Raw genomic sequence first — 13,926 nt, 5'->3', positions numbered from 1 at the left:
CCTTCGCACAATCTTCCTCAACGTCTGACTTTTGTTTCATATTCCTGTGACATACTATCGGGAGAGCAGTACATCTGTGGAACAAGGAGACAGACATGAACAATAAGGGCTCCAGCCTGACCCCAACTCAGGCACTGGATAAACTGGACGCGCTGTACGAGCAGTCGGTTAAAGCACTGCGTAGCGCCATTGGTAAGTACATTGAAACAGGGACGCTCCCTGACATAATCGCCCGCCATAATGGTCTTTTTGTTTACCCATCGCTTTGTGTCACCTGGGATGGCAGCGCCACCAATCCTCCGAAAACCCGCGCCTATGGCCGTTTTACCCATGCGGGCAGCTATACCACTACGATCACCCGTCCGTCGCTTTTTCGTCCCTATCTTGAAGAACAACTCACGCTGCTGTATCAGGATTATGATGCGCATATCTCCGTCGAACCGTCGCAGCATGAAATCCCTTATCCCTATGTGATCGACGGTTCTGAACTGACGCTCGACCGCTCAATGAGCGCCGGATTAACGCGCCATTTCCCCACTACCGAGTTGTCACAGATCGGCGACGAAACAGCCGATGGTACCTATCATCCGGCGGAATTCTCCCCGCTGTCGCACTTCGACGCCCGACGAGTTGATTTTTCGCTCGCACGACTGCGTCACTACACGGGAACGCCGGTTGAACATTTCCAGCCATTTGTGCTGTTCACCAACTACACCCGCTATGTCGATGAGTTCGTGCGCTGGGGCTGCAGCCAGATCCTCGATCCGAACAGCCCTTATATCGCGCTGTCATGCGCAGGCGGGATCTGGATCACCGCTGAAACGGAAGCTCCGGAAGAGGCCATCTCCGATCTCGCCTGGAAGAAACATCAGATGCCCGCCTGGCATTTAATCACCGCCGACGGTCAGGGGATCACGCTGGTCAATATCGGCGTTGGCCCTTCTAACGCCAAAACCATTTGCGATCATTTGGCCGTCCTACGCCCTGACGTCTGGCTAATGATTGGACACTGTGGCGGCCTGCGCGAAAGCCAGGCGATTGGCGACTATGTTCTGGCCCACGCTTATCTGCGTGACGACCATGTGCTGGATGCCGTACTACCGCCGGATATTCCGATTCCGAGCATTGCGGAAGTACAACGCGCACTGTATGACGCCACCAAAGAAGTCAGCGGCATGCCCGGCGAAGAGGTTAAACAGCGCCTGCGTACCGGTACCGTCGTCACCACCGACGATCGCAACTGGGAGTTACGCTATTCCGCTTCTGCGCTGCGTTTTAACCTCAGTCGCGCGGTGGCTATTGATATGGAAAGCGCCACTATCGCCGCCCAGGGCTACCGCTTCCGCGTCCCTTACGGCACGCTGCTGTGCGTTTCCGATAAACCGCTGCACGGCGAGATCAAACTGCCTGGTCAGGCCAACCGTTTTTATGAAGGTGCCATTTCCGAGCACCTGCAAATAGGTATCCGGGCAATTGATCGTCTGCGTGCTGAAGGCGATCGACTGCACTCCCGTAAATTACGTACGTTCAACGAACCGCCGTTCCGTTAAGGCCTGAAGGTAACTATGCACAACTCAACTCCTCTTTCCGCTCTGCGCAACCTGCTGTTAGCGCAAGGGCTGGATGGCATGATTGTTCCGCGCGCCGACGCTCACCAAAGCGAAGATTGTACACCGCATGACAATAAGCTGGCCTGGCTGACCGGTTTTAGCGGCTCCGCTGGTCTCGCGTTGGTCCTGCGCGACCGCGCATTAATGTTTGTCGATGGACGCTATCAGGTCCAGGTGCGCAATGAAGTCTCGTTGGATGATTTTGAAATTCACCATTTACATGACGAACCGCTGGCCGACTATTTGCAGTCTCACGTTGCTGCGGGCGCGCGTATCGGTTTTGAACCGTTGCTGATGGTCAACAGCCAGTTTGAAGCACTGTCGGCGACCCATTGCGAGCTGGTGCCTCTTGAGCAAGATCCTTTCGACCAGGTATGGCTTGACCGGCCGGCAGCACCCTGCGGCATCATTCATGAAATGCCCATTGAAATCAGCGGGGAAAGCAGCACACAAAAACGTGCCCGCGTCGTGGATCTGCTCACGCAACAACAGGCCGACGTTCTGGCGATCACGCTGCCGGATAACATTGCCTGGCTGCTGAATGTGCGCGGTTCCGATCTGCCAATGGTGCCAGTGCCGTTTTCGTTCGCCCTGCTCCATCGCAGCGGCGAGCTGGAATGGTTTGTGGATAGCAACAAAACCCAGCAGCTCCCTGCTGCACTGCTGAATACGCTCACGCTGGCCCCACAAGAGAGTTTTCTTGCCCGCTGCCAGCAGTTGGCCAAAGGGAAACGCTTTTTGGTCGATAAAGACTACGCCCCGGTCGCGCTGCGTTTTGCCATTGTAGAACACGGTGGCGAGGTCTTATGGGCACCCGATCCCATCACCTTGATGAAAGCGCACAAGAATGACGTTGAACTGGCGGGCTATCGGGAATGCCATGAACAAGATGGCGCGGCCTGGGTTAACTTTCTGGCATGGCTTACGCATGAAGTTCCCTTGCGCGAAGCGGCAGGCAATCCGGTCACTGAGCTGGAAGCGCAGGCCAGGCAACTGGAATTTCGCCAGCAGCAGCCGGGATTTATCGAGCAAAGCTTCAACACGATTTCGGCCTCAGCCAGCAATGCCGCAATGTGCCATTACCATTCCAGTGAAAAAACCAATACGCCCATTACCTCTCAGGCCATGTATCTGAATGATTCCGGCGGCCAGTACCATAATGGTACGACGGATACAACGCGCACCCTCGCGTTTGGTCCACAGGATCCGCAGCGTCGTCTGCATTACACCGCTGTGTTGAAAGGCTTTTTGTCGCTTATCTCGCTGCAATTTCCCAGCGGCACTCAGGGTCATCAGCTGGATGCCTTTAGCCGTCGGGCGCTGTGGGATCTGGGTCTGGATTTTGATCACGGTACGGGACACGGCGTAGGCCATCAGCTCCTGATCCATGAGCAGCCCCATCGCATTGCCAAAAAAGTAAACCCCTGGCCCCTGGTTGCGGGCAATATCATTACCATCGAGCCGGGTTATTATCTGGCCGGAGAATATGGGATCCGTATTGAGAATCAGGTGGAGATTATCAACAGTCGTCCTGGCTTCTGTCGCTTCTCAACGCTGACGCTGGTGCCGATTGATTTAAGTCTGGTTGAACTGCATCTGCTAAGTGAGGCTGAAAAGCAGTGGATTGATGATTATCATCAGCAGGTCAGAGAGACGTTATCCCCACGCGTGAACGCAGAGGCTCGTCCGTGGTTGTTCGCCGCCACTGCGCCGATTCGCGTTCAGGCCAATTAATGCATTAAAAAAGGCAGCCCGCAGGCTGCCTTAATTCTCCCCAACTTTTTACTGCTTAGCTGTGACGGATGTACTCATCCATTTCAGTTTTCAGGTTATCGGACTTAGTACCGAAGATAGCCTGAACACCGGAACCCGCCACTACAACGCCCGCCGCACCCAGTTTCTTCAGGCCAGCCTGATCCACTTTGGCAACGTCAGCGACGCTGACACGCAGACGAGTGATGCACGCATCGAGGTTAGTGATGTTTTCTTTACCGCCGAATGCCGCAACCAGGGCCGGAGCCATTTCGCCGGACGCACCTGCTTTGGTGTCTTCGGTAGCATCTTCACGACCCGGAGTTTTCAGGTCCAGCGCTTTGATCAGCACACGGAAGATGGTGTAGTAAACAATCGCATAACCGATACCGACAATCGGGAACAGCCACAGTTTGCTGCTGTTACCGGACAGAACGATAAAGTCGATCAGACCGTGGGAGAACGACGTACCGTCACGCATACCCAACAGGATACAGATCGGGAATGCCAGACCAGCCAGAATTGCGTGGATGATGTACAGGATCGGCGCCACGAACATGAACGAGAACTCGATCGGTTCGGTAATACCGGTCAGGAACGAGGTCAGCGCCGCGGAGATCATGATACCGCCCACTTTCGCGCGGTTTTCTGGTTTAGCAGAGTGCCAGATAGCGATAGCGGCAGCCGGCAGACCGTACATTTTGAACAGGAAGCCACCGGACAGTTTGCCCGCAGTCGGGTCACCCGCCATATAGCGAGGGATATCGCCGTGGAATACCTGGCCCGCAGCATTGGTGTATTCACCGATCTGCATCTGGAATGGAACGTTCCAGATATGGTGCAGACCAAACGGCACCAGGCAGCGTTCAATGAAGCCATAGATACCGAACGCTACGACCGGGTTCTGGTATGCAGCCCACTGGGAAAACGTCTGAATAGCAGTCCCGATCGGCGGCCAAATGAAGGACAGAACCACACCGGTGAAGATAGCGGCCAGACCAGAAATGATAGGAACGAAGCGCTTACCCGCAAAGAAGCCAAGATACTCAGGCAATTTGATACGGTAGAAACGGTTGAACATATACGCTGCAATCGCACCGGAGATAATCCCCCCGAGAACACCCGTATCAGCAAGGTGTTTAGCTGCGATCTCTTCAGCAGGTAAATGCAGAACCAGCGGCGCAACAACAGCCATGGTCTTAACCATAATGCCGTAGGCAACAACGGATGCCAGTGCAGATACGCCGTCGTTATTGGTGAAGCCTAACGCGACACCGATGGCAAAAATCAGCGGCATGTTTGCAAAAACAGAACCGCCTGCTTCTGCCATTACGTGCGATACAACGGCTGGCAGCCAGCTGAAGTTAGCGGAACCGACACCCAGCAGGATACCTGCAATCGGGAGTACGGATACCGGCAGCATCAGCGATTTACCGACCTTTTGCAGGTTAGCAAATGCATTCTTAAACATAATTGAGAGTGCTCCTGAGTATTTGTGCTTTTCTACGTTCTCACGCATTAGCGAGGGGGGAGAACCTCGCCGTGTACAGGGCATCTAAGTACCCTTTATTTATTACACAGAGTAAAATAATTCAGTTTGTTTTTGTTTGACGGCTATCACAATTCAGTCGTGGATGGCCGTAAAATCCGCACATTCCGATAAAATGCGTTTCTGAATGTGTCAAACCGGTTATTCACCGCCCATTTTGAGGCGGTGAACTTTACTCGCTTTGCTTATTAATTACGAGCTTTAAAAAAAGTCAGTTAACGAACGGATTGCAGGCGAGAAGCGTCGATGTGAAACAGGCGAGCAAAGTTATCAGTGGTTGCCTGCGCCAGTTCTTCAACGGCAACACCTTTCACTACGGCCATATACTCCGCAACGTCACGGGTCATGGCAGGCTGGTTCTCTTTTCCACGATGCGGTACAGGCGCAAGGTAGGGAGAATCCGTCTCAACCAGCAACCGATCCAGAGGAACATAGCGGGCGGCATCACGGAGCTGATCTGCGTTACGGAAAGTGACGATGCCGGAAAACGAGATATAAAATCCGAGGTCCAGCAATTTGCCCGCCGTTTCTCTGTCTTCTGTAAAACAGTGTAGTACGCCACCACAATCCGTCACTTTTTCTTCGCGCAGAATAGACAGCGTATCGGCCCGCGCATCGCGGGTATGTACGATAACTGGCTTTTGTAACTCACGGCCAATCTGAATATGATGGATAAAAGATTCCTGCTGGCGCACCTTTGTTTCCGGCGTATAGAAATAGTCCAGCCCGGTTTCCCCCATCGCCACAACGCCCTCTTCGGCGGCAAAACGGCGCAGGTCTTCAACATCATAGGCTTCATCCTGATTTAACGGATGCACGCCGCAGGAGAACACCACATTGTCACGTTCACCGACCAGTTCGCGCATACTGCGGTATCCTGGCAGAGTGGTCGCGACGGCAAGACAGAATTTCACATCGCGTGCGGCTGCTTTCGCCAGCACGTCATCCACGTCCTTATGCAGAGATTGATAATCCAGGCCATCAAGATGGCAGTGTGAGTCGACTAAAAACATAATGTCTCTCTCAAAGATGGGGAACAGGCAGTACGGTGCCTGGTTGCAGGTAATGCTCAATACGCAGGATAAGATCGGTTAACACCAGTTCACGGTTTACGCCTGTTACGTTCAGCAACTGCTGACGGCAATGACAAACGTCACCGAGTATCGCCTGTATCCGGGCGACGGATAACCGTTCTGCGATAGAAGATATCAGGTCCAGCGCATCAGGATTGGTTAAATGGGAAACCCCATACGGACGCTTCAAGGCATCCGTCAACAACGTTGCCAGCCAGTGTAAACGGGCGGCGGCCTGATCGTGGTTTAACGCCGCGAGCAGGATATACCAGTCACCTGCGTTTAATGTGTTTGCCAGTGCCGCACAAAAATCTGTGCGATGCGCCCAGCTTTCAGCCTGTAATAACGAGAGTGCCGCACCAGGCGAACCCGCGCTCAGGCGTAATGCGCTCAACAGAGCTTCTGGAGATGCGGTCACTTCGCGGGCGAGCCAGGAGATAGCGTACGACTCAGCCGGCGGCGCAAGATGGTGTAACCGGCAGCGGCTGCGCAATGTCGCCAGCAATCGCGCAGGCTCTGTGCTGGCGAGGAAAAACCAGGTTTGTGCCGGCGGTTCTTCCAGCGTTTTTAGCAGAGCATTGGCAGCAGCATCAGTTAACTGGGCGGCATCAGGGATCCACACCACTTTCGCACCGCCAAGGCGTGAATGCTCGTACAGCTTTTCACTCACTTCACGTACCGCATCAACCCCCAGCGTGCTTTTGCCTTTTTCCGGCAGCAGCGAATAGTAATCAGGATGCGTCCCCGCCTGCATCAATTGACAGCCCCGGCAGTGTCCGCAGCTTTTATGCCCTTCCGGCTGCTGGCACATTAAATAGCGACTGAGCGCGTAAATCAGCGCGTCGTCACCCATTCCGGGTAACGCCTGAATCAGTAACGCATGGTGACCACGACCCGCCTGGTAGCTAGCTACCAGTTTTTCAAAATCTGGCCGTAACCATGGGTACCATTTCATGCGCCCTGCTCCTGCACCCACTGGGTGATGGTATTGCGGATATCAGCCATCACCGCTTCCAGCGGCTGCGTAGCGTCGATGGTACGAATGCTGGCATCTTTGGCAGCCAGTTCAAGATAGCGCGCGCGGGTGCGATTAAAGAAATCGAAAGATTCCTGCTCAATACGATCCAGCTCGCCGCGCGCACGGGCACGCTTCAATCCGACTTCTGGAGTCACGTCCAGATAGAGCGTCAGGTCCGGGCGAAAATCACCGAGCACAGCATCGCGCAGGGTTGCCAGCATGTTTTGATCGATGCCGCGTCCGCCCCCCTGATACGCCTGGGTCGACAAATCGTGACGGTCGCCAATTACCCATGCGCCTTTTGCCAGCGCAGGTTTAATAACGGTTTCGACCAGCTGTACGCGCGCAGCGTAAAACATCAGAACTTCAGCTTTGTCAGTGATGACCTCGTCACCCACCGACTTAATGTCCAGCACCAGACTTCTTAGTTTCTCCGCGAGCTGAGTTCCCCCCGGTTCGCGGGTAAAAACCATGTCACGAATACCGAGTTGCTCAAGTGTCTCTACCACCACGTTACGCGCAGTGGTTTTTCCGGCGCCTTCCAGGCCCTCGATGACGATATAGTTACTGCCCATTTTTTTCCTTAAGCACTTTCAGGTAATCCTGCACGGACCGGTTGTGGCTGGCAAGATTGGTGTTAAACGTGTGACCGCCTTTACCGTCAGCCACGAAATAGAGGTACGGCGTTTTTGCCGGATGCGCCGCGGCCTGCAATGAGGCCTCTCCCGGCATGGCAATCGGGCCAGGCGGCAGCCCCGTAATGGTATAAGTGTTATAGGCGGTCGGGGTATCTAAATCCACACGCGACAACTTGCCATTATACCGTGACCCCATCCCGTAAATCACCGTCGGATCGGTCTGTAAACGCATGCCAATCCGTAAGCGGTTAATAAAGACGGAAGCCACCTGGTCACGCTCGCTGGCAACCGCAGTCTCTTTTTCGATAATAGAGGCCATGGTTACCAGCTGATTTTTGTCCAGATAAGGCAGGCCTTCAGCGCGCCCTTCCCAGACCGAGTCTACCGCTTTAACCATTTTCTGATGCGCGCGTTTTAGCAACGCCACGTCGGTTGTATTGGCGGTATACATCCAGGTATCTGGCCAGAACCAGCCTTCTACCCATTGCGGGTTCTCCAGCTTCAGCGCCTGAGCAACGGTCTCGTAATTATCATCGCTCAGCGTATGTTTGATGTACGGGGCGTCACGAAGCTGTTTGAGGTAGTCGCTCAAACGCATCCCTTCAACCAGACGTAACGGGAACTGCGCCTCTTTACCGCTTTCCAGCAGTTGCAACATATCCCGTACCGTCATGTCGGGCGTAAAACGGTAGGTTCCGGCTTTAAAATGCGACAGTTCGGGTTCCACACGCAGCAGCCACTGGAATACACGCGGACGATTGATAACGTTGTCCGCATACAACTGTTCACCGAGAACCAGACGGCCCGTACCCGCTTTCAGCGTAAAAATCGTCTCTTCTTTAATCAATAACTTACTGTCCGCCAGATGGCGAACTTTCCACATTCCCACTCCCGCAGCTATGCCCAGCACAACCAGCAATAACAGGACAACAAGTAACAATTTTTTCATGACTAATTCGGGTGCTCACAAAGTGGGGCTAAAAAATCGAACAACATACGTGCAGACAGCAGCGTGTCGCCACAGGTGCGTACGGGAATAACAGGCATTAACGCATTACAGACGACGATTTCATCGGCCTGCATAACCTCTTCCAACCCGGCATACACTTCGACAATGCTGAACGACGATTGTGCCAGCATCCGGATACAGAATTGTCGCATAATGCCGTTCACTCCGGCCTGATCCAGCCGGGGAGTGTAAACCACATCCCCCTTACGCCAGAACAAATTAGCCGCACAGCATTCCGTAACCCATCCCTCACTGTCAAGAACCAGTGCTTCATCAGCTGCCGTCTGCTCAAGATGAGAGCGAATCAACACTTGTTCCAGTCTATTCAGGTGCTTAAGTCCGGCAAGCAACGGATTACGCCCCAGACGCACTGGACTTAACGCCAGCGTTATCCCCTCCAGTCGCCAACGATCGTAATGATCGGGCCAGGCTGAAACAGAGAGAATACGTGTGGCACTGCGACAGTTTGCGCCGCTGTAACCACGGCCACCGCTACCACGGCTGATAATCACTTTTAACACGCCCCGCGCATGCCCTTGCGCCAGCATTTTCATTTCACTTTGCAGCTCTGACCAATCTCCGAAAGAGATCAGCAATTTTTGGCAGGCGTCTTGTAAACGCGCAAGATGCGCTGCAAAGAGGCAAATTTCGCCGTCAATAATACGCGCAGTGGTAAAACAGCCATCACCGAATTGGGTCGCTCGATCGCTTGCGGCCAGCATATTCTGCTCGCAGCCATTAATTAAGAACATGGTGGCTCCTTATTTCTGGTCCGCTAGTTTGGCAGGATGAACAACACAGGACAAGGGTGGAAAACCGAATAAAAAAAGGCCCGACAAGCGGACCTTTTTAAATTGCTATCGATGCTAACGCACCACCTGGCAGACTTAAATCTTTTTAAAGATCAACGAACCGTTAGTCCCGCCAAAGCCGAAGGAGTTACACAGTGCGTACTCCAGACCACTAACCTGACGCGCTTCGTGAGGTACGAAGTCCAGGTCACAACCTTCATCCGGGTTATCCAGGTTGATGGTTGGCGGAATAGCCTGATCGCGCAGCGCCAGGATAGAGAAAATAGACTCTACCGCGCCCGCCGCACCCAACAGGTGTCCGGTCATGGATTTAGTGGAGCTTACCATCACACGGCTTGCCGCATCGCCAAAGACAGATTTCACTGCCTGGGTTTCGGCTTTATCGCCAGCAGGAGTAGACGTGCCATGCGCGTTGACATAGCCAATCTGACCCGCTTCGATAGCCGCATCGCGTAGTGCGTTGACCATTGCCAGCGCAGCGCCCGCACCGTTTTCAGGTGGTGACGTCATGTGGTAAGCATCGCTGCTCATGCCAAAACCAACGACTTCAGCATAGATTTTTGCACCGCGCGCTTTCGCATGCTCGTACTCTTCCAGTACCACCATGCCTGCACCGTCGCCAGCACAAAGCCATCACGTTCTTTATCCCACGGACGGCTTGCCGCTTGCGGGTTATCATTACGTGTAGACAGCGCACGTGCCGCGCCAAAACCACCCACACCCAGCGGGGTACTGGCTTTTTCTGCACCACCCGCAACCATCGCGTCTGCATCGCCGTATGCAATGATACGTGCTGCATGACCAATGTTATGCACACCTGAAGTACAGGCGGTCGCAATGGAGATGCTTGGCCCTTGCAGGCCGTACATGATGGTCAGGTGACCTGCCACCATGTTAACAATCGTTGACGGAACGAAGAACGGGCTGATCTTACGTGGACCGCCATTCACCAAAGAGGTGTGGTTTTCTTCGATCAATCCGAGACCGCCAATACCAGAGCCGATAGCGGCGCCAATACGGTGAGCGTTCTCTTCCGTAATTTCGAGACCAGAATCCTGCATGGCCTGAACGCCAGCGACAATTCCATATTGAATGAAAGCATCCATCTTGCGCTGTTCTTTGCGCGAGATAATGTCTTCACAGTTAAAATCCTTTACTAAGCCAGCAAATTTCGTTGCATAGGCGCTAGTATCGAAATGGTCGATCAGGCTGATGCCACTCTGACCGGCAAGGAGAGCTTTCCAGGTAGACTCTACGGTATTGCCGACAGGAGACAACATGCCCAGTCCGGTCACAACTACACGACGCTTAGACACGGTTGTCCTCCAGGGAGGGAAAATAATTCAAGTGGGATAAAAAGATAAAACTCAGGCGGTCGAATGACCGCCTGGAGATGTTCACTTACGCCTGGTGGCCGTTGATGTAATCAATGGCAGCCTGAACGGTAGTGATTTTCTCAGCTTCTTCGTCCGGAATCTCAGTATCAAACTCTTCTTCCAGAGCCATTACCAGCTCAACGGTGTCAAGAGAATCTGCGCCCAGGTCTTCAACGAAGGAAGCATTGTTGGTTACTTCTTCCTGCTTAACGCCCAGCTGTTCGCCGATAATTTTCTTAACGCGTTCTTCGATAGTGCTCATACTCTTAAATTTCCTATCAAAACTCGCTTTCGCGATGGTTTTCGTAGTGTATAAAATGTTGAAAAATTTGCAACTAAATCCCGGCAGGTCTTACCACGATTTTACGTTATTTTGAGGGCATTCACCCTAATAACGCAAATTTTTTTATCTCGTGGTTAAACCATGTACATCCCGCCGTTGACGTGCAAAGTCTCACCAGTGATGTAACTTGCTTCGTCAGAAGCTAAAAATGCAACCGCACTGGCGATTTCCTGAGCGCCGCCAAGGCGACCCGCAGGAACCTGCGCCAGAATACCCGCACGCTGATCATCAGACAGCGCACGCGTCATGTCCGTTTCAATAAAGCCCGGAGCAACAACGTTTACAGTAATGCCACGAGACGCAACTTCGCGCGCCAGTGATTTACTGAAGCCGATCAGACCCGCTTTCGCCGCAGCGTAGTTTGCCTGACCCGCATTTCCCATGGTACCAACCACAGAACCGATAGTGATAATACGCCCATGACGCTTTTTCATCATAGCTCGCATTACCGCTTTTGACAGACGGAAAACAGATGACAGGTTGGTTTCGATGATATCGTTCCACTCGTCATCTTTCATGCGCATTAACAGGTTATCACGAGTAATCCCGGCATTATTGACCAGGATATCGACTTCACCAAATTCTGCGCGAATATTTCCCAGAACAGATTCGATAGATGCCGGATCGGTCACATTCAACATCAGACCTTTACCATTTGCACCTAAGTAATCGCTAATGGCCTGCGCACCGCTTTCGCTGGTTGCAGTACCGATAACTTTCGCGCCACGGGCAACGAGTGTTTCAGCAATTGCGCGGCCAATGCCACGGCTTGCACCGGTAACCAGCGCGACTTTTCCTTCAAAACTCATGGTCTTCCTCTTTTATTGCTCTAGCGCCGCAGATAATGCCGCCGGCTCATTCAGTGCCGAAGCAGTCAGGGTGTCAACAATACGTTTCGTCAAACCGGTCAGAACTTTGCCCGGACCAACTTCATACAAGTGCTCTACGCCCTGGGACGCCATGAATTCAACGGTTTTAGTCCATTGAACCGGGCTGTACAGCTGGCGAACCAGCGCATCGCGAATAGCGTCTGCATCTGTTTCGCACTTCACGTCGACGTTGTTCACAACCGGAACAGTCGGCGCGTTAAAAGTGATTTTTTGCAGTTCAACGGCCAGTTTCTCAGCAGCAGGCTTCATCAGCGCGCAGTGAGAAGGAACGCTGACCGGCAGTGGCAGAGCACGCTTAGCGCCAGCAGCTTTACAAGCTGCGCCGGCACGTTCTACGGCTTCTTTGTGCCCGGCAATCACCACCTGACCTGGTGAGTTAAAGTTTACCGGTGAAACCACCTGGCCTTCGGCAGACTCTTCACACGCTTTAGCGATAGCAGCGTCGTCCAGACCGATAATAGCAGACATGCCGCCAGTGCCTTCCGGTACCGCTTCCTGCATGAATTTGCCACGCAGTTCAACCAGACGTACGGCATCGGCAAAACCGATAACACCCGCACACACCAGCGCAGAGTATTCGCCCAGGCTGTGACCAGCCATCAGCGCAGGTGTTTTACCACCCTGCTGCTGCCATACGCGATAAAGCGCAACAGAGGCAGTCAACAGTGCTGGCTGCGTCTGCCAGGTTTTATTCAGCTCTTCGGCCGGTCCCTGCTGAGTCAACGCCCACAGATCATAGCCCAGCGCAGCTGATGCTTCAGCAAAAGTTTCTTCAACAATTGGGTAGTTTGCTGCCATTTCAGACAACATCCCAACGGTCTGGGAACCCTGCCCCGGGAACACAAATGCAAATTGCGTCATGTTTAAATCCTTATACTAGAAACGAATCAGCGCAGAGCCCCAGGTGAATCCACCCCCAAAGGCTTCAAGCAATATCAACTGCCCAGCTTTAATACGCCCGTCGCGGACGGCTTCGTCCAGCGCGCACGGTACGGAGGCCGCGGAGGTATTGCCATGTCTGTCAAGCGTCACGACAACATTATCCATCGACATACCCAGCTTTTTCGCGGTTGCGCTAATAATGCGGAGGTTTGCCTGATGCGGCACCAGCCAGTCCAGTGCAGAACGATCGAGATTATTTGCTTCCAGCGTTTCATCAACGATATGTGCAAGCTCGGTCACCGCGACTTTAAATACTTCGTTACCCGCCATCGTCAGGTGAATCGGGTTTTCCGGGTTCACGCGATCGGCATTAGGCAGCGTCAACAGTTCGCCATAGCGACCATCAGCGTGCAGATGCGTAGAGAGAATGCCGGGCTCTTCTGATGCGCTCAGTACAACCGCACCTGCGCCGTCACCGAAAATAATGATCGTTCCGCGATCGGTTGGATCACAGGTACGAGCGAGGACATCTGAGCCAACCACCAGAGCATGCTTCACTGCGCCAGACTTAACGTACTGGTCGGCAACGCTCAGGGCGTAGGTGAAACCGGCACAAGCGGCTGCAACGTCAAACGCCGGACAGCCTTTGATCCCCAGCATACTTTGGATCTGGCATGCCGCACTTGGAAATGCGTGTGTGGATGATGTGGTGGCAACCACAATCAGACCAATTTGTTCTTTGTCGATGCCCGCCATTTCAATTGCACGGTTTGCGGCGGCAAAGCCCATCGTCGCAACTGTTTCATTTGGCGCTGCAATATGGCGTTCACGGATACCTGTGCGAGTGACGATCCACTCATCAGATGTCTCAACCATTTTTTCCAAATCGGCGTTAGTACGCACTTGTTCAGGCAGATAGCTGCCAGTACCAATAATCTTCGTATACATGTACGCTCAGTCACTTTTTGGTTATA

At 53.2% G+C, this 13,926-nt stretch carries 12 protein-coding genes and 1 pseudogene; 2 read left to right on the top strand and 11 right to left on the bottom strand.

Annotated elements, in window-relative coordinates; genetic code table 11:
- Nucleotides 1-95 precede the first annotated feature (95 nt).
- Both B9P82_RS03135 and B9P82_RS03130 read left to right on the top strand, forming a co-directional pair.
- Nucleotides 96-1,550, top strand: coding sequence for an AMP nucleosidase (locus tag B9P82_RS03135; protein ID WP_016152657.1), 1,455 nt, complete (start codon nt 96-98; stop codon nt 1,548-1,550).
- 15 nt (nt 1,551-1,565) lie between these two features.
- Nucleotides 1,566-3,344 (top strand): aminopeptidase P family protein, encoded by a 1,779-nt coding sequence (locus B9P82_RS03130; RefSeq protein WP_101699925.1) that lies wholly within the window; start codon nt 1,566-1,568, stop codon nt 3,342-3,344.
- 55 nt (nt 3,345-3,399) lie between these two features.
- On the opposite strand, the gene ptsG is transcribed toward B9P82_RS03130, so the two are convergent.
- The 11 genes and pseudogenes from ptsG to fabH all read right to left on the bottom strand — a co-directional run bounded on the left by ptsG (nt 3,400) and on the right by fabH (nt 13,900).
- The gene (gene ptsG / locus B9P82_RS03125) at nt 3,400-4,833 is read right to left on the bottom strand and encodes a PTS glucose transporter subunit IIBC (protein WP_016152655.1); all 1,434 of its coding nucleotides are present in this window, start codon (nt 4,831-4,833) and stop codon (nt 3,400-3,402) included.
- 293 nt (nt 4,834-5,126) lie between these two features.
- Nucleotides 5,127-5,924 carry a metal-dependent hydrolase gene (locus B9P82_RS03120; RefSeq protein ID WP_016156196.1) on the bottom strand — a complete coding sequence of 266 codons (798 nt, stop codon included), beginning with the start codon at nt 5,922-5,924 and terminating at the stop codon, nt 5,127-5,129.
- A gap of 10 nt (nt 5,925-5,934) precedes the next feature.
- Entirely contained in the window at nt 5,935-6,939 is a 1,005-nt protein-coding gene (holB, locus tag B9P82_RS03115; protein WP_016152653.1) for a DNA polymerase III subunit delta', read from the bottom strand.
- Entirely contained in the window at nt 6,936-7,577 is a 642-nt protein-coding gene (gene tmk, locus B9P82_RS03110) for a dTMP kinase (RefSeq protein WP_016156195.1), read from the bottom strand. Before tmk ends, holB begins: the two co-directional genes overlap by 4 nt.
- Nucleotides 7,567-8,589, bottom strand: a complete 1,023-nt coding sequence (gene yceG / locus B9P82_RS03105; RefSeq protein ID WP_101699924.1) for a cell division protein YceG — start codon at nt 8,587-8,589, stop codon at nt 7,567-7,569. The genes tmk and yceG overlap by 11 nt, the downstream gene beginning before the upstream one ends.
- Before the next feature lie 2 nt (nt 8,590-8,591).
- Nucleotides 8,592-9,401: an aminodeoxychorismate lyase gene (gene pabC / locus B9P82_RS03100; RefSeq protein ID WP_101699923.1), complete on the bottom strand. Its 810-nt coding sequence runs from the start codon at nt 9,399-9,401 to the stop codon at nt 8,592-8,594.
- Nucleotides 9,402-9,536: 135 nt separating this feature from the next.
- A pseudogene (gene fabF, locus B9P82_RS03095) lies at nt 9,537-10,777 on the bottom strand (beta-ketoacyl-ACP synthase II).
- Nucleotides 10,778-10,862: 85 nt separating this feature from the next.
- The gene (gene acpP / locus B9P82_RS03090) at nt 10,863-11,099 is read right to left on the bottom strand and encodes an acyl carrier protein (protein WP_000103754.1); all 237 of its coding nucleotides are present in this window, start codon (nt 11,097-11,099) and stop codon (nt 10,863-10,865) included.
- Nucleotides 11,100-11,254: 155 nt separating this feature from the next.
- A complete protein-coding gene (gene fabG / locus B9P82_RS03085) occupies nt 11,255-11,989 on the bottom strand; it encodes a 3-oxoacyl-ACP reductase FabG (RefSeq protein WP_016152641.1) in 735 nt (244 codons plus the stop codon).
- A 12-nt stretch (nt 11,990-12,001) separates the two neighbouring features.
- A complete protein-coding gene (gene fabD, locus B9P82_RS03080; protein ID WP_016152640.1) occupies nt 12,002-12,931 on the bottom strand; it encodes an ACP S-malonyltransferase in 930 nt (309 codons plus the stop codon).
- 15 nt (nt 12,932-12,946) lie between these two features.
- Nucleotides 12,947-13,900 (bottom strand): beta-ketoacyl-ACP synthase III, encoded by a 954-nt coding sequence (fabH, locus tag B9P82_RS03075; RefSeq protein WP_016152639.1) that lies wholly within the window; start codon nt 13,898-13,900, stop codon nt 12,947-12,949.
- Nucleotides 13,901-13,926 lie beyond the last annotated feature (26 nt).

It is taken from the genome of Citrobacter sp. L55 (assembly GCF_002850715.1).
In the GTDB taxonomy this organism is placed as follows: domain Bacteria; phylum Pseudomonadota; class Gammaproteobacteria; order Enterobacterales; family Enterobacteriaceae; genus Citrobacter; species Citrobacter braakii.
Note: the sequence above shows the minus strand (reverse complement) of the source record. Positions and strands in the feature narration are given on the sequence as shown.

Excerpts from the sequence above, each read along its gene's own strand:
- fabD (WP_016152640.1), bottom strand. The coding sequence starts at position 12,931 with ATGACGCAATTTGCATTTGTGTTCCCGGGGCAGGGTTCCCAGACCGTT.
- pabC (WP_101699923.1), bottom strand. The coding sequence starts at position 9,401 with ATGTTCTTAATTAATGGCTGCGAGCAGAATATGCTGGCCGCAAGCGAT.
- ptsG (WP_016152655.1), bottom strand. The coding sequence starts at position 4,833 with ATGTTTAAGAATGCATTTGCTAACCTGCAAAAGGTCGGTAAATCGCTG.
- fabH (WP_016152639.1), bottom strand. The coding sequence starts at position 13,900 with ATGTATACGAAGATTATTGGTACTGGCAGCTATCTGCCTGAACAAGTG.
- tmk (WP_016156195.1), bottom strand. The coding sequence starts at position 7,577 with ATGGGCAGTAACTATATCGTCATCGAGGGCCTGGAAGGCGCCGGAAAA.
- fabG (WP_016152641.1), bottom strand. The coding sequence starts at position 11,989 with ATGAGTTTTGAAGGAAAAGTCGCGCTGGTTACCGGTGCAAGCCGTGGC.
- B9P82_RS03120 (WP_016156196.1), bottom strand. The coding sequence starts at position 5,924 with ATGTTTTTAGTCGACTCACACTGCCATCTTGATGGCCTGGATTATCAA.
- yceG (WP_101699924.1), bottom strand. The coding sequence starts at position 8,589 with ATGAAAAAATTGTTACTTGTTGTCCTGTTATTGCTGGTTGTGCTGGGC.
- acpP (WP_000103754.1), bottom strand. The coding sequence starts at position 11,099 with ATGAGCACTATCGAAGAACGCGTTAAGAAAATTATCGGCGAACAGCTG.
- holB (WP_016152653.1), bottom strand. The coding sequence starts at position 6,939 with ATGAAATGGTACCCATGGTTACGGCCAGATTTTGAAAAACTGGTAGCT.
- B9P82_RS03135 (WP_016152657.1), top strand. The coding sequence starts at position 96 with ATGAACAATAAGGGCTCCAGCCTGACCCCAACTCAGGCACTGGATAAA.
- B9P82_RS03130 (WP_101699925.1), top strand. The coding sequence starts at position 1,566 with ATGCACAACTCAACTCCTCTTTCCGCTCTGCGCAACCTGCTGTTAGCG.